The organism is Bacillus oleivorans, assembly GCF_900207585.1.
In the GTDB taxonomy this organism is placed as follows: Bacteria; Bacillota; Bacilli; order Bacillales; family JC228; genus Bacillus_BF; species Bacillus_BF oleivorans.
Map to the genome: position 1 here is coordinate 219,718 of NZ_OAOP01000001.1, position 14,042 is coordinate 233,759.

The window sequence follows — 14,042 nt, forward strand, 5'->3', positions numbered from 1 at the left end:
TTATGACTAAAGAGGAACAGCAACTCCCATTGTATTATCGGATACAGCAATCTTTAAAAAAGAAAATTGAAGAAGAGTGGCAGCCGGGAGATGTAATTCCCTCAGAGCGGGAACTGTCGGAACAATTTCAAGTCAGCCGGATGACGGTAAGGCAGGCGGTTAATGGTCTTGTCGATGATGGTTTTTTGGTGAGAAAAAGAGGGAGCGGCACCTATGTGAACGAGCGGAAGGTAGAACAAATTCTTCACGGAGTTACAAGCTTCTCCGAGGAAATGAGGGCAAGAGGGTTAGCACCGAGCAATAAACCCGTAAGCTTTCAAATCATTCCTTCTGATGAAAAGATTGCGGGCCACCTTCAATTAAAACATTATGATCCCGTTTATAAGATTGAAAGAATTCGTTTAGCGGATAGGCTGCCGATGGCATTTGAAACGACATTCATTCCGGCGAACATGATGAAAAGTTTAACAGAGGAAATTATGAATCGGTCACTTTATGAATACGTGGAAGCTCAGCTGGGAATCGGCATAGATGATGCCTATCAAACGATTGAGTCGTCATCAGCAACGAAAAAAGAGGCGAAATATCTTCAGATCAAAGAAAAGGATCCCGTTCTTGTAATTAAAAGAAAAACGTTTACGACAACAGGTACGCCCTTTGAGTATGTCAGGACCGTGTACCGCGGAGACCGCTACAAATTTTCTATTCATATCAAGCGGAAAAAGTCATGAGAAAAGCGGAAGCGCTCGAGGGCCGCACGTGTGGAGTTAGATAAATCGGTAGTCGCTGGTCGCTGCAGCTAGACATGAAAAATCCCCCGTTATTTTAAGCGGGGGCATGATTTTGCCATTGGAAGGTCCAAAAATGTTCCTCGCCAAATCTTCTTAGAACCTCAGGATCTTTATTTTTAATGCGTTCTTCCCATTCTTTCGCCATTAATTGAGTTTGGGACTTATGGGATTTAAGGGTGGCTATTTTTATATCTAAAACATCTTTTACATCATGATGAATATCCGGCTCGCCTAATTTTTCATAGCAGTCTCTTGAGAAGGCAATACAGTGTAATTTTGGGCGCTCATTTTCAGGGATGAGAGCCATAGCCTTAACCACAGCTCGTCCTGTCGCATCATGATCCGGGTGAACGGAGTAGCCCGGATAAAAGGTGATGATGAGCGATGGTTTTACTTCTTCAATAATGGCATGGATCCGTTTAGCAAGGAGTTCGTCATCTTCAAATTCAACCGTCTTATCCCGGTATCCCAGCATCCGTAAATCCTCGATCCCCATAACCTTGGCAGCAGCCTTTAATTCTTCTTTGCGGATTAATGGAAGTGACTCTCTTGTTGCAAACGGCGGAATCCCCATATTTCGTCCCATTTCTCCTAATGTTAAACATGCGTAAGTAACCCCAGTTCCATTTAGAACGTGCTTATGAATCGTTCCAGACACCCCAAAAGCTTCATCGTCCGGGTGTGGAAATACTACTAAAACGTGGCGCTCTTTTTCCATGGCTTCTTCTTACCCCTTTCCAACCCATTATGCAAATGGTGTTCTGCTAATTTCCAGAGCCACCGCAAGCTTTCCTTCAAAATCGTGGCCAGCCATTAACAGCCGATCCGTTTCATCTACCTCAAAATCCGTGATTCCTTCAGCGTACACCCAGCCAAAGGGAAGCTTTAACCCAACCCGAAACGGGCCGTCTCCCGTGATTTTTCCATATTCATATTGAATCTTCGCGTTACGGATATAAGCACCCGCGGAGAAGAACTTCTCGTTTTGATGGGAAGCATACGCACCGTTAGTGGTTTCTAAATGAATATATATTTCCTGTTGTTTGAATTTTTCAAGCAGCCCCTGAACTTCTGCTACAACGACTGGTTTCACACACAATCCCTCCATCCTAAACTGCCTTTTCTACTGTTCATATTACTAAAAAATGTGGGGAAATGCGAAACAATAGTTTTTGGGGGGTGGATGCAAAAGTTGTTTATCTTGAAAAATAGGTGCGATGCGTTCTGAAAAGGGGGTATTGAGTTTCGAAAAGGGAGGCTGAGTGCGAAAAAAATGGAGCCAAGTTCGGTAAAGCTGGTGCTCAGTTCGGAAAAACGGAGTCAAGTTCGGTAAAGCTGATGCTGAGTTCGGAAAAACGGAGCGAAGTTCGGTAGAGCCTGTGCTGAGTTCGGAAAAACGGAACCAAGTTCGGTAAAGCTGGTGCTGAGTTCGGTTAAAGTGTGCCTAAGTTCGCTAAAATGGCAATGAGTTCGGTAAAAAGAGTCTGAGTTCTGTAAAATTCAATGACTTCGGTTAAAAACAATTTAAAACCAATGAACAGCCCTCAATCAGCCCCAATTATTAACACCAAGCCAACCAAACTAGTCCGCAGCACACCCAATCCCAATAAAAAAGAGCCCTCTCTCTGAAAAAGGCTCTTTTGCAGAATCTATTATTTCTCTTCGCCGAACTTATGGAACGCACCGTGCATAACCGGACCGACCCATTGGTTTAATTTGAAACCATGCTTGATCGCAGCAGTAACAAATTTTTTCGCAAATTTAATCGCTTCTGTCGGTTCGGCACCTTTTGCTAATTCTGCTGTAATCGCTGCAGCAAAGGTACATCCGGCACCGTGAGTATAAGTAGTATCTAATTTTTCTGTCTCAAGCAAAGTAAAGTCTTTACCGTCATACAGCACATCTACAGCTGTATTGCCTGAAACGCCTTTACCGCCTTTAACTACAACATATTTAACACCTAGCTCATGAATGCGGCCAGCTGCTTCTTTCATATCATCAACAGATTTTAATGGACCCATTTGCGCTAATTGACTGGCTTCAAACAAGTTTGGTGTTGTCACTAATGCTTTTGGAACTAATACTTCACGAAGAGCAACAGCTGTTTCTGGATGAAGGACTTCATTTTCCCCTTTACATACCAATACCGGGTCAATAACTGCCTTATCTATTCCATTTACAGCAATCGTTTTAGCGCCAAGCTCAATAATATCAACAGATCCTAACATTCCTGTTTTCATTGCATCAACGCCAACAGAAAGAATCGTTTCAAGCTGAATTTCAACCGTTTTTACATCGATTGGGAACACATTGTGGCTCCATTGATTTTTAGGATCCATTGTGGCAATGACTGTGAGAGCTGTCATACCGTATACGCCAAGCTCTTGAAATGTTTTTAAATCTGCTTGCAGCCCTGCGCCGCCGCTTGTATCTGAACCGGCCAGTGTAAATACCTTTTTCATAAAAATACCCCCCATTTATCCAATAGCTTATCAAAACAATCACGTATAGATATAGATAATTACACTCATCATTATAGTCAATATTGTTTTTTTATACAAAATTTTCATTCAATCGGTTAGTAGAATTTTCAAAAATCATCTTTGTGCCGTTTTTGCTCGTTTCTATGTCCCATTTCCAGCCAAGTCCTTTAGCCATAATAGAAACAATCGATAACCCTACTCCCACTCCTTTTTCGGCAGACATAGATTCCATCCCACGTCCCTGATCCGCAATGGTAAGCTTGAAACCGGGGCTTAAATCAATTAAAGACACAGAAATATATTTTCCTGTTTTGGCATGAAGAATGACATTTTGAAAAAGATTGTCAAGCATCCTTTGCAGCCAGTGTTCATCAAAATCAATTAACATTATATGGTCAGGAATGTTTATATGAATCGTGAACCCTTCCTTTTCAAACGCAGGGTACCAGGAAGCAAGACTTGCTTTAATGGAGCGGACTAAATCCTGCTTTTTCGGATTGTACGGATATTTTCCCGAAGTTAATAAGGAATAGGAGAGAAGATTGTCGATTAAGCTTCCCATATATGAAATTTTTTGATCGAGTAACTGCAAAGCATCATGACCCTGATCAGATAGTTCTTCCTTTTTAAGAGAGTAGGCATAACCTCTTATAGCAGTTAATGGTGTTTTTAGGTCATGAGAAAGATTGGCAATCAGGTGCCGTCGCAGTTCTTCTTCCTTCCGTTCTCTTTCACGGCTTTGTTCGAGCTTTCTAATCATTTCATTAAAAGATTGTTCGAGTGCGCCGATTTCGTCTGGTTTCTTAATTATAACGGGATCCGGTAACTCATTTGCTTCCTCATTCACATGCATGGCTTGTTCAAGCCGGACCAATCGTTTACGGATTTTATAAAAGAACCCCCATGAAAAAATAATAAAGGCTCCAAAGATAGTTAGGATTCCAATCGACATGATCATATCGTACTGATCCTGGACCGTGTCGAGTCTTGTTTTCATGACTTCCCGCGGGACTTGAAATACTATAAAGCCCTGATCTTGGGTTTCCCCAATAAAAGCTACAACCGTAAAAGGGTCTCCGCCAAAGCTTTGTTTCATAAATGAGATACTATAGTTTGCTGACCAGGTTTGAGGCAAATCTGGATTCTCTGGTAATTGCAGCATGAGTTCATTGTTTTCGTTGACCCAAAATACGCTGGCTTTAGGGTACTCTTTATGAATCCGCATCAGGGAATCATCAATTTCCTCATCGGTCGCTTCATCTAAGCTTTGAGCGGTTTGATGCCACATCTTTTCTAAATCTTCATGGTTCGCATAAGGGTTCTCATTGGTTTCAATCTCATTAATCGGAAAAAAGACTAATAGCGAAACGAATGGAAAAGAGAGCGGGAAAATAGTCAGACCCAAACCAATGATCAGAATGTATTTAGACAATAGAGAATGGCGAAATTTTACCTTACGCTTCATAGCTTAACCCGATATCCAATCCCGCGAATTGTTTCAACAATAGTAGGCTGACTAGGGTCCTGTTCAATTTTTTCCCGCAGATGCCGAATGTGAACCATTAATGCTTTATCTCCCTCAATAAAGGGTTCGCCCCAGACTGCTTCGTAAATTTGTTCCTTTGTTAAAATCTGATTAGGATGGCGCAGCAGGTATTGAAAAATATAAAATTGTTTTCCGGTTAAAATAATCTCTTCACCCTGTTCATTTATAATCCGGTTTTGATCTAAATAGATCGTTAATTGCTGAAGCTGAATTTTCCTCTCGGATTGTTTGTTGTAGCGTCTCAATAAAACTTCGATCCTAGCTATAATTTCTTCAGGGTGAAATGGCTTCGTTACATAATCATCTGCGAATTCCAAGCCTTGTAGCTTATCATCTACATTCGAACGTGCTGATAATAAAAGAATAGGGATGTCAGCGTTAGCCCGTTTGATTCTCTGTCCGACAGTAAAACCATCCAGTCCAGGCAGCATAATATCAAGAATAACGACATCCACATTGTCTAAGTGAGAAATTGCCCCATCCCCAGACCGTAACCACTTCACCTCATATTTTGCCTCAGTAAGCTCTCTATGTAACCAAGCTCCAATTTCTTGATCATCTTCTATATATAAAATCTTTATCATACCTGTCATCCTTTTTCTTCATTACTTTCACTATATCATGAGTCTTGTTGGTTAAGCCGAAGGAATAGGTAAATTTAAACAAAACTTAAACTAGACCCTTCTTTTAGTTTTAAATTGCCCTTTTACAATCGGGGATGAGGTGAGAAACATGGAAATCATACTTGAAACAAACGGACTAACAAAAAGATTAAGGGAAAAACACTGGTTAACAATCTGGAAATAAAAATTGGAAAAGGGGAAGTGTACGGCTTTTTAGGGCCGAATGGAGCAGGAAAGACGACAACAATTCGCATGTTGTTAGGTTTGATGAAACCGACAAGCTGGAAGGTATCGGTCTTTGGTCAGGATATGAAATATCATAGGCTGTCTATTTTAAAGCATATCGGCTCACTCGTGGAGACTCCTTCCTATTACGGACATTTAACGGCCTATGAAAACTTGGAGTGTGTCCGAAAAGTATTAGAGGTTCCCCGCTCAAACATTGAAGAGGTTCTTTCATTAGTGAGACTTTCTAAAGATGCCAGAAAGCCAGTAAAAAATTTCTCGCTTGGAATGAAACAAAGACTTGGAATTGCAACGGCTCTTTTAGGAAATCCAAAGCTTTTAATTTTAGATGAACCGACCAACGGCCTAGACCCTGCAGGGATTCTAGAAATGAGAGAATTAATTAAAAGTCTCCCGAAGGAAAAAGATATGAGTATTTTAATCTCAAGTCACTTATTAAATGAAATTGATCATGTGGCTACTCAGGTAGGTATTATAGCAAAGGGAGATTTATTGTATCAGGGTTCCATTGGGGAACTTCGCAAGCAATCAAGAGGAAAGATTAAATTAAAGGTCGGATCAGCCGAAATGGGAGTGAGAGTCTTACTGGCTAATGGCATAAAAGCAGAGTATGACGGACTCTTTGTCTATTTGGACGATGTATCGGATGAAAAGGTGGCCCATACGATTGAAGTTTTAGTGAAAAACGGAATGTCCATCTATCGGGTTCATGAAGAAAATAAATCTCTCGAAGATCTGTTTCTCGAAATGACAGCAGAGGAGGCTTCTTAATGGGGTCTTTAATCAGCCTTGAATTTTTAAAAATCAAGCGTAAAGGTATCTGGTTTCTCGTTTTTCTTGGCCCCTTTGGGGTAGTTGCGCTGCAGGCAGCTAACTTTGGTATTCGTTATGATTGGCTTACCGCCCAATACGCGGGCCATTTGTGGGAAGGACTTTTATCTAATGTCGGCTCATTAGGTGTTCCGGCATTAGTTATTGGATCAGCCATTATTACATCGATGCTGGCCAATTTAGAACACCAGACCCGTTCCTGGAAGCTGTGGCTGGCCCTCCCGGTTAAAAAATGGCAATTTTACTTATCCAAATTGATTGTAAGTGTGTTCCTATTATGGGTTTCAACAATTCTACTTGCAATAGGTGCAATCATCCTTGGTATAGCACTAAAGTTTGGAACGGATATTCCATATTACGAGGTGGCTAAATTTTGTCTTTTTCCGACACTTGCTGGCCTCCCGATCATCTTAGGACAGCATTGGTTAGCAGTACGGTTTTCTAATCAAAGTATCGCTATTTCAATTGGTGTATTAGGGACAGTGGTTTCCTTATGGTCCTACTATGCTCCATTGTGGCTTCCCTGGGTATGGCCCTACATGCCGGAAGGAGTATCTTATACACTCTTGCTCAGTACGGTAGTTGCATCGCTCATTACAGTTATTTCAATCGGTGATTTTATAAATAGGGAGGTAGGTTCGTAATGAAGTTTATAGCCTTACTTCAAATAGAATGGTTAAAAATGAGGAAAACCAATATTTGGCCATTAGTATTAATTAGCCCGGCGCTAGCGGCTGCTATTGCTTTTGGATTTGGAAATCCAGGGTCCTCAACCCCTTGGATAGAGTCGTTTTATCCAATGACCATTCCTCATGGAGTTCTCTTCCTGCCCTTGCTTGCAGGCGTATTTTCTGCCTTTGTTTGCCGGTACGAGCATTTAGATGGAGGGTGGAAGCTGCTATTTGCTTTACCGATAACGAGAATGAAAGTAGTCCTGTCTAAATTTACAATTGTGATGGGGTTGTTGTTCATTACTCAAATTCTAATCGTAGTTGGACTTTTAGTGGTTGGCATAATAAAGGGGTTTCTGGCTCCAGTCCCATGGGAGATTTTACTCAAAAGTACGATGGGCGGGCTCGTGGCTTGTATTCCGCTCGTGATATTACAAATGTGGTTCTCTTTCCTTTGGTCTAGCTTTGCTGCTCCATTTACAATCGCGGTTGTTTTTACATTACCGAATATGTTAATTGCTAATTCCGAGGACTTTGGACCCTATTATCCTTGGGTACAGCCTTTTTTGGCAATGATGCCTGAAGGGGGCGGCTTCATTGTTTCTCCTGTAACACTGTGGAGTGTGATTGGTGTTAGTTCCATACTTTTTGCTGGACTTGGAACCATCTATATAAAAAGAAAAGTTTTTTAGAGTACGTGCTGGGCTTTTTGCCTGGCATTTTGTTTCTCTGTCTTACCTTTGCACACCTACAATCACTATCCTTCCTCGCTCCAGCTCCTCTTCAAGTTTAAGTGCAGTTTGATGGTCGACCCCTAATGTAGTCAGCATCGAAAATAACTCGCGATCCCGCGGGCGGAAAAAGTTTTCAATCGTCTCGCCAAATCCCAATTCCATCAAGCCCATGTCTCCGGTTGACATCCAATGGGTTAAATTTTCGGAGCGGATTTCATTTAAAGCAAATAAATAGATTAGATCCCGAACATATCCCTGACCCTCCATTTCATTAATCACCCGCTGAGCTTGCACTCCATTTTCTACAACTTCAACCTTGATCACGTCTATCACCTCTTTTTAATTTTGTCTCCGAAACGAATAGGTTTTAAACCTAGAAATATTCTTTTTATACTTAAAGTTTCGGTTGTTTTCTATATAATGGGGGTAGAGAAGGGAGATATTCTCATGTCGATACCGAAACTAGATAATCATTGGGGCATTCTTTTAAAAGAGGAATGGGAAAAACCATATTTTCAAAAGCTTATGGCTTATATAAAAAAAGAATACGAGACTGCTATAATTTATCCTAAACAGGATGATCTTTTTAGAGCCCTTCAGTTAACAGATTACCCTGATGTGAAAGCCGTGATTTTAGGACAAGACCCCTATCATGGACCAGATCAGGCACATGGATTAAGCTTTTCTGTCAAGCAAGGGGAAAGAATTCCCCCATCGTTACGTAATATTTATAAAGAGTTACAGGCTGATTTAGGAGTCGATATGCCGAGCCATGGCTGTCTGGAAAAGTGGGCAGAAGAGGGCGTGCTCCTTCTCAATACCGTATTAACGGTTCGGAAAGGAAACGCTCATTCGCACCGGGGCAGAGGATGGGAAACCTTTACGGATCAGGTGATTTCTCATTTAAACAATAGAGAAAAACCAGTGATTTTTATCTTGTGGGGCAACCCTGCTCAAAGTAAACTGCATTTAATTGACCGGGAAAAGCACGTATGCTTAACAGCTCCTCATCCAAGTCCGCTTTCCGCAGCCAAAGGGTTCTTTGGAAGCCGGCCCTTTTCAAAAGTCAATCATATACTAAAGCAATGGAAGATCAAAGAAATAGATTGGAGGGTGCCGTATAGCTAATCTATAAATATCAGAAAGTAGGGGTCTTATGCTTTATAATGTAATTTGGTCATTGATTGCCCATTTGCTTTTAGCCAGTATTGCCTTAATGGTTTTTATTTATAGCGAAATCAAAAGCGCAGCATTCTGTCTTGTATTTTTTATTATTCTTTCTGCCGCTTATTTCTTTTCAGGGAAACTAGTAAAATTAAAAAAACTTGGCAAATGGAAGAGGCTTCTCTCTGTTTCGGCTCCAAGTTTAATTGCTTTATTATTATTAGCCGCGATTACAATAGAACCAGGGCCAATGGGATTTAACTTTTTATATTATACTTTTTTTAATCCTTATACTTGGTTAACAGCTCTAACCTTACAAATAGATCCAGGCCATCAAGTTTTTATTTGGACATGGCCCATTCCGTCTCTTTTAATCTGGCTGGGTCTAATCGTTCAAAAGAAATAATGGTTTAGAGTCGTATATGCGAGGTGTTTTTCGTTGACGGAGAATCGGGTAAACTGTATGCAGTGCCAGCATTTCTATGTGACTTGGGATACGAGGTTTCCGCGGGGATGCCGTGTCTATGGATTTAAGACAAGGCAGCTTCCTTCCGTAGAGGTGTTTCGCGCATCTGGAATGAAATGTTTGAAGTTTGAAAAGAAAGGGTCATGATAGGTATATAGACTTTAAAATTATGGTGAGGTGAAAAGATGGCTGTTTCGCAAGAGGCAATTTTTCATAAAATGGAAGAATGCATGATACGCGCAAAGAATAGTGATACCGCATTAGAAATGAGAGAGCATCTTCGCGCCTTGCAAGCGTTATGTGATGTTTTGCTGGAGAATCAAACGCAGGTAATGGAGCCGCCAAGAACAAAAGAGGCAAAAATAAGCTCACCTGTTTTTAGTCCTGCGGCAGGTCAGGGGACTAGCCTAGGTTCGAAAAAGCTTGAAACCGATGATGGGGCCAATGGAGATTCAATTTTTGATTTTTAAGAGGAGATGTATAAAAGATGAAGCTATTCCTTTTTCTCGGTGCATTAAATGGATTTTTGGCAGTGGCCTTAGGCGCATTTGGTGCACATGGGCTCGAAGGGAAAATTCCAGATAAATATTTAGAAACCTGGCAAACTGGTGTAACGTATCAGATGTTTCATGCAGCAGGTCTTTTGGCGGTTGCGTTATTAATTGGCAAATCCGGGATCACATCTGCTTTAACCTGGTCCGGATGGTTATTTTTGATCGGAATCTTGCTATTTTCAGGAAGCCTGTATATTTTAAGTGTTACCCAAATTAAAGTTCTCGGTGCCATTACACCGCTTGGAGGAGTTGCGTTTCTCGCAGGCTGGGTTTTATTAATGATTCATGCGATTAAACTGCCATAACTTAAGAGTAAAGAATAAGAGGCTGTGCCCCTATTTTCAAAAGGCCTGCCTCTTTTTATTGTTTTTACCGCGGTGAATATGTTGCCATCTGGGTGCCTGGCCCTTGCGCTGCAAATGGATATTCATATTCAATTTCTTCTTCGAAGGTAGCATAGTCTAAGAACAAAAGAGGTAATAAGAAGCGGGTTCCGGTTTCCGGATCACTTAGAATTAAATGATCACGTCCTGCCGCCTCTATAATTCCCTTAAAGATTTTGGATGGCCACTGCTGGCTATTTTCAAAACTAAAATAAGCAGTGATAAGTTTTCCTTTGTTGAGTCGCAAGATATTTTCAATATAAGATTGTTCTACTGGAAGCATTCCAGGAACCTGTGGACCTGTATATGGTGCACCAGGCATCCCGGGTACCACTAAGCCCTGAGTTCCGGCTTGTGGAGTTCCGCCTTGCTGATAAGGATAACCGCCAGTGCCCTGACCTTGATATGGACCTCCCTGTTGCCTGTAAGCTGTTCCTCCGTAAGGATAGTACGGATAACTATTATTTGTCGTCATGTAAAAATCCCCTCCCTTTAATAAACACCTGGACAATCTGCTTGAGTTGGATGATAAAAACAATGTGATTTATACTTGCCTGAATTCCATTGGTTATACCATTGTGCAGGACAAGGACCAGCTGGTTTAAAAAACCATAGAGAAAAATTAGCAGGATGATAGCGATTTCCGTTAATCACCTTCCTGGCTAAGCCGATTTCACTTTGACGGGCTGGCTGATAAAAATAGCCTTTTTGAATTGCCTCAAAACCTCCAGGGCTTTGGAAGACCATTTGCCGAATATTGGTAATATCCTTGAAGTCCAGGCATCTTCCTAAAACCCGGTTAACCCCAACATTTCCGACTAAAAGCATCCCAAGTCTTCCTTCTCCCTCTGCTTCGGCACGTAGGAGTCGAGCCAATAGCTTAACATCCGCATCTGTAGCTCTAACTGCGGGCATTTCTTCACCCCGATTCTGCACGTTCTTTGGTGATGGTTTAGAAATGGACATTTTCTCACTATTTCATATGTATGAAGAAAATCAAATAATATGAGTTGAATATAAAACACTCTAAAAAAAGAAGAGGGGAAAACTCCCTCTCATGCTGTCGAGAAACTCTCGACAGCCTTATATTTTATTTATTTTCTTTAACAATTTACCGCGTTGATTTGGTATAATATAGTAAAAGGATTATAGGGCGGTGGAGAGAATGTTTAAGCCAAAAAGAGAAAGCCAGAATGAAGCAGAATTTGTATTTATCGATGATTTAGTACCAGAAGATCACCTATTAAAAAAGGTGGATAAATATATTGATTTCTCGTTCATTGGTGAAGAGGTTCGTCCATATTATTCCGAAAACAATGGGCGTCCTTCGGACCCTATCCAGCTTTTTAAAATGATGTTTATCGGAACTTTTATGGCATACGTTCTGAACGCCAATTAGAACAAGAAATTAAGACAAATGTTGCTTACAGATGGTTTCTTGGCTTGAAGCTAAATGACCCCGTTCCTATCATACAACTATTAGCTGGAATCGCAGAACTCGTTTTAAAGATACAAATATTTTTCAAGAGATTTTTGATGAGATTGTATTGCAGGCTATTGAGCACAAAGTGGTCGGAGGAAGAGTTCTATTTTCGGATTCCACCTATTTGAAAGCTAACGCAAACAAACACAATTTACTAGGGTCGAAGTAGAATAGATGATTTAAATAAAGCGATAGAGGAAGATAGGATACATAATGGAAAAAAGCCCTTAAAGGAAAAAGAGGAGGTGAAGGAAACAAAGGAGATTGGTAGAAGTACCACTGATCCAGAATGCGGTTTTATGTCTCGGGAAAACAAACAGGAAATGTTTTGTTACCTTGACCACCGTACAACTGATATGAAGTTTAATATCATAACTGATGCATTTTTTACTCCTGGAAATGTCCATGATTCTGTTTCTTACCTCTCCAGATTAGACCGACAGGTCGAAAGATTTGGTTTCGATGTAGAAGCTGTTGCACTTGATTCTGGTTACTTGACAGCTCCAATTTGTAAAGGATTAGATGACAGAAATATCTTTGGCGTTATTTCACACAGAAGATATCAACCCACTAAAGGACTATTTCCAAAATGGGAATTTAAATATGATAAATCTAAATCAGGGAAAATGCTTTATAAATTTAGAAAAGAAAAAGTAGAGCGAACCTTTGCGGATTCGAAAGAACTGCATGGGCTTCGCTACTGACGGTTACGGGGAGTAATGAATGCAAGTGAACAGGTTCTCCTTACTGCAGCCTGCCAAAATATAAAAAAGATTGCAACACAACTAGCAAGATTAGAAAAAGTTTGTTGCAATACTTTAGGTTGATTTTCATCCCTGTTGATTGGAGCGGAGGGCACTCGACTCCTGTGGGATAGAGAGGTCACGGGAGACCCCGCAGGTGCCAAAGCGCCGAGGAGGCTCTCGGACCTCCCCGCGGAAAGCGAGTGCCTGGAGCGGAAATCAACAGGCCGGTTAGCAGAGACAATCAATTAATAAAAAATTGGTAATTTAGATTTAGACAAAAATAAAAAATTGCCGAGAAAAATACCCTTTCTCGACAATCTGAGAGGGGAAAACTCCCTCTTCTTAAAACTCGTTCTTATGCTTCTTTAATATAAAAAAGTTCTTTTAATCGGTTTGAATCTGCAATCGTTCCCACAAAGAAAGCGCCGAATTCTCCATAACGTGCACTGACTTCGTCGAATCGCATTTCATAAACAAGCTTTTTGAATTGTAAAACATCATCAGCAAAAAGGGTAACTCCCCATTCATAGTCATCAAAACCGACAGAACCGGTAATAATCTGTTTTACTTTTCCAGCATATTGACGGCCGATCATGCCATGGCTTCTCATTAAATTGCGGCGATCCTCCATCGGCAGCATGTACCAGTTGTCTTCTCCCTGACGGCGTTTATCCATTGGATAGAAACAAATATAGTCTGTTTTCGGAAGCACAGGGTAAAGTCTGGATTTCACATACTCGTTTTGATAAGGATCCTCATCTGATTTAGAAGGATTATAGCCTCCTAGCTCGACAACAGATACATAAGAATAAGATGGAATTAAGTATTCAGCTAATTTTGTTTTATTAAATTCAGTTTCTATTTCGTTCAGTTCTTTCATGGTAGGGCGCAGCAGCATAATTATAAGATCAGCTTTTTGGCCAACAACAGAGTAAATCGCATGACTACCCTGCCCATTTGCTTCAGTGTCATTCCATTTTTCTATTAATTGAAAGAATTCGGAAAGGGCTGCTTCTCTTTCTTCATTCGATGCAAGCTTCCAAGAAGTCCAGTCAACAGATCGTAAATCATGGAGACAATACCAGCCATCTAATGTTTGTGCAGGTTCACTCATTATAATCACTCCTACTTGATAAAAAGTCTAATTGAACAACTTCACTATATCATAGTTTGTCCAAGTAATAATATGGATAACATGTGAATCTTTTATAGAGAAAGATTTATCATGGAACAGGATAATTTTCAAAAAAATAGAACATTTTTGTGTAAGGGGATAACCAGAGGTTTTGCGATTGAAAATGGACATAATTGGAGTATCCTA

Annotated in this window: 17 protein-coding genes and 1 pseudogene; 9 read left to right on the top strand and 9 right to left on the bottom strand. The window is 40.6% G+C overall.

Translation table 11 applies throughout. From position 1 onward, the window contains the following. Nucleotides 1–2: 2 nt before the first annotated feature. A complete protein-coding gene (locus tag CRO56_RS01015; protein ID WP_097156736.1) occupies nucleotides 3–731 on the top strand; it encodes a GntR family transcriptional regulator in 729 nt (242 codons plus the stop codon). A 94-nt stretch (nucleotides 732–825) separates the two neighbouring features. On the opposite strand, the gene bshB2 is transcribed toward CRO56_RS01015, so the two are convergent. From bshB2 to CRO56_RS01040, 5 genes are all read right to left on the bottom strand, one after another. Continuing rightward, complete coding sequence (gene bshB2, locus CRO56_RS01020; protein WP_097156737.1) at nucleotides 826–1,509, bottom strand: bacillithiol biosynthesis deacetylase BshB2; 684 nt, start codon at nucleotides 1,507–1,509, stop codon at nucleotides 826–828. Between the two features lie 27 nt (nucleotides 1,510–1,536). After that, complete coding sequence (locus CRO56_RS01025) at nucleotides 1,537–1,884, bottom strand: YojF family protein (protein ID WP_097156738.1); 348 nt, start codon at nucleotides 1,882–1,884, stop codon at nucleotides 1,537–1,539. A 559-nt stretch (nucleotides 1,885–2,443) separates the two neighbouring features. Then, nucleotides 2,444–3,259, bottom strand: coding sequence for a pyridoxine/pyridoxal/pyridoxamine kinase (gene pdxK / locus CRO56_RS01030; protein WP_097157186.1), 816 nt, complete (start codon nucleotides 3,257–3,259; stop codon nucleotides 2,444–2,446). 85 nt (nucleotides 3,260–3,344) lie between these two features. Next, entirely contained in the window at nucleotides 3,345–4,739 is a 1,395-nt protein-coding gene (locus CRO56_RS01035; RefSeq protein ID WP_097156739.1) for a sensor histidine kinase, read from the bottom strand. Beyond that, complete coding sequence (locus CRO56_RS01040) at nucleotides 4,736–5,404, bottom strand: response regulator transcription factor (RefSeq protein ID WP_097156740.1); 669 nt, start codon at nucleotides 5,402–5,404, stop codon at nucleotides 4,736–4,738. Before CRO56_RS01040 ends, CRO56_RS01035 begins: the two co-directional genes overlap by 4 nt. A 240-nt stretch (nucleotides 5,405–5,644) precedes the next feature. On the opposite strand from CRO56_RS01040, the gene CRO56_RS01045 reads away from it, so the two are divergent. The 3 genes from CRO56_RS01045 to CRO56_RS01055 are packed head-to-tail and all read left to right on the top strand — an operon-like array spanning nucleotide 5,645 to nucleotide 7,883. Continuing rightward, nucleotides 5,645–6,460, top strand: coding sequence for an ABC transporter ATP-binding protein (locus CRO56_RS01045; RefSeq protein WP_425427159.1), 816 nt, complete (start codon nucleotides 5,645–5,647; stop codon nucleotides 6,458–6,460). Continuing rightward, entirely contained in the window at nucleotides 6,460–7,164 is a 705-nt protein-coding gene (locus CRO56_RS01050) for an ABC transporter permease (protein WP_097156741.1), read from the top strand. The genes CRO56_RS01045 and CRO56_RS01050 overlap by 1 nt, the downstream gene beginning before the upstream one ends. Further along, nucleotides 7,164–7,883 (top strand): ABC transporter permease, encoded by a 720-nt coding sequence (locus CRO56_RS01055; protein ID WP_097156742.1) that lies wholly within the window; start codon nucleotides 7,164–7,166, stop codon nucleotides 7,881–7,883. Before CRO56_RS01050 ends, CRO56_RS01055 begins: the two co-directional genes overlap by 1 nt. Before the next feature lie 42 nt (nucleotides 7,884–7,925). Here the strand turns inward: CRO56_RS01055 and CRO56_RS01060 are convergent, their stop codons facing one another. Further along, a complete protein-coding gene (locus CRO56_RS01060) occupies nucleotides 7,926–8,249 on the bottom strand; it encodes a YflT domain-containing protein (RefSeq protein ID WP_179714128.1) in 324 nt (107 codons plus the stop codon). Between the two features lie 123 nt (nucleotides 8,250–8,372). Here CRO56_RS01060 and CRO56_RS01065 point away from each other — a divergent pair, with 123 nt between their 5' ends. The 4 genes from CRO56_RS01065 (at nucleotide 8,373) to CRO56_RS01085 (ending at nucleotide 10,414) form a co-directional block, all read left to right on the top strand. Beyond that, nucleotides 8,373–9,053, top strand: coding sequence for a uracil-DNA glycosylase (locus CRO56_RS01065; protein WP_097156744.1), 681 nt, complete (start codon nucleotides 8,373–8,375; stop codon nucleotides 9,051–9,053). A 28-nt stretch (nucleotides 9,054–9,081) separates the two neighbouring features. Next, nucleotides 9,082–9,495, top strand: coding sequence for a hypothetical protein (locus CRO56_RS01070; RefSeq protein WP_097156745.1), 414 nt, complete (start codon nucleotides 9,082–9,084; stop codon nucleotides 9,493–9,495). Nucleotides 9,496–9,740: 245 nt separating this feature from the next. Next, a complete protein-coding gene (locus CRO56_RS01080) occupies nucleotides 9,741–10,025 on the top strand; it encodes a YwdI family protein (protein ID WP_097156746.1) in 285 nt (94 codons plus the stop codon). 17 nt (nucleotides 10,026–10,042) lie between these two features. Then, entirely contained in the window at nucleotides 10,043–10,414 is a 372-nt protein-coding gene (locus CRO56_RS01085; protein WP_097156747.1) for a DUF423 domain-containing protein, read from the top strand. Between the two features lie 64 nt (nucleotides 10,415–10,478). Here the strand turns inward: CRO56_RS01085 and gerQ are convergent, their stop codons facing one another. Both gerQ and CRO56_RS01095 read right to left on the bottom strand, forming a co-directional pair. Further along, nucleotides 10,479–10,967: a spore coat protein GerQ gene (gene gerQ, locus CRO56_RS01090; RefSeq protein ID WP_097156748.1), complete on the bottom strand. Its 489-nt coding sequence runs from the start codon at nucleotides 10,965–10,967 to the stop codon at nucleotides 10,479–10,481. Nucleotides 10,968–10,984: 17 nt separating this feature from the next. Further along, nucleotides 10,985–11,407, bottom strand: coding sequence for a cell wall hydrolase (locus CRO56_RS01095; RefSeq protein WP_097156749.1), 423 nt, complete (start codon nucleotides 11,405–11,407; stop codon nucleotides 10,985–10,987). Nucleotides 11,408–11,657: 250 nt separating this feature from the next. On the opposite strand from CRO56_RS01095, the pseudogene CRO56_RS01100 reads away from it, so the two are divergent. Beyond that, a pseudogene (locus CRO56_RS01100) lies at nucleotides 11,658–12,802 on the top strand (IS1182 family transposase). Between the two features lie 274 nt (nucleotides 12,803–13,076). Here CRO56_RS01100 and hemQ read toward each other — a convergent pair. Continuing rightward, on the bottom strand, nucleotides 13,077–13,835 hold the full coding sequence (gene hemQ / locus CRO56_RS01110) for a hydrogen peroxide-dependent heme synthase (RefSeq protein ID WP_097156750.1): 759 nt from the start codon (nucleotides 13,833–13,835) through the stop codon (nucleotides 13,077–13,079). Nucleotides 13,836–14,042 lie beyond the last annotated feature (207 nt).

What these genes read in the sequence shown, in the direction of transcription:
- CRO56_RS01015 (WP_097156736.1), top strand. Translation starts at nt 3, where the DNA reads ATGACTAAAGAGGAACAGCAACTCCCATTGTATTATCGGATACAGCAA.
- bshB2 (WP_097156737.1), bottom strand. Translation starts at nt 1,509, where the DNA reads ATGGAAAAAGAGCGCCACGTTTTAGTAGTATTTCCACACCCGGACGAT.
- CRO56_RS01035 (WP_097156739.1), bottom strand. Translation starts at nt 4,739, where the DNA reads ATGAAGCGTAAGGTAAAATTTCGCCATTCTCTATTGTCTAAATACATT.
- CRO56_RS01040 (WP_097156740.1), bottom strand. Translation starts at nt 5,404, where the DNA reads ATGATAAAGATTTTATATATAGAAGATGATCAAGAAATTGGAGCTTGG.
- CRO56_RS01050 (WP_097156741.1), top strand. Translation starts at nt 6,460, where the DNA reads ATGGGGTCTTTAATCAGCCTTGAATTTTTAAAAATCAAGCGTAAAGGT.
- CRO56_RS01055 (WP_097156742.1), top strand. Translation starts at nt 7,164, where the DNA reads ATGAAGTTTATAGCCTTACTTCAAATAGAATGGTTAAAAATGAGGAAA.
- CRO56_RS01065 (WP_097156744.1), top strand. Translation starts at nt 8,373, where the DNA reads ATGTCGATACCGAAACTAGATAATCATTGGGGCATTCTTTTAAAAGAG.
- CRO56_RS01070 (WP_097156745.1), top strand. Translation starts at nt 9,082, where the DNA reads ATGCTTTATAATGTAATTTGGTCATTGATTGCCCATTTGCTTTTAGCC.
- CRO56_RS01080 (WP_097156746.1), top strand. Translation starts at nt 9,741, where the DNA reads ATGGCTGTTTCGCAAGAGGCAATTTTTCATAAAATGGAAGAATGCATG.
- CRO56_RS01085 (WP_097156747.1), top strand. Translation starts at nt 10,043, where the DNA reads ATGAAGCTATTCCTTTTTCTCGGTGCATTAAATGGATTTTTGGCAGTG.
- gerQ (WP_097156748.1), bottom strand. Translation starts at nt 10,967, where the DNA reads ATGACGACAAATAATAGTTATCCGTACTATCCTTACGGAGGAACAGCT.
- CRO56_RS01095 (WP_097156749.1), bottom strand. Translation starts at nt 11,407, where the DNA reads ATGCCCGCAGTTAGAGCTACAGATGCGGATGTTAAGCTATTGGCTCGA.
- hemQ (WP_097156750.1), bottom strand. Translation starts at nt 13,835, where the DNA reads ATGAGTGAACCTGCACAAACATTAGATGGCTGGTATTGTCTCCATGAT.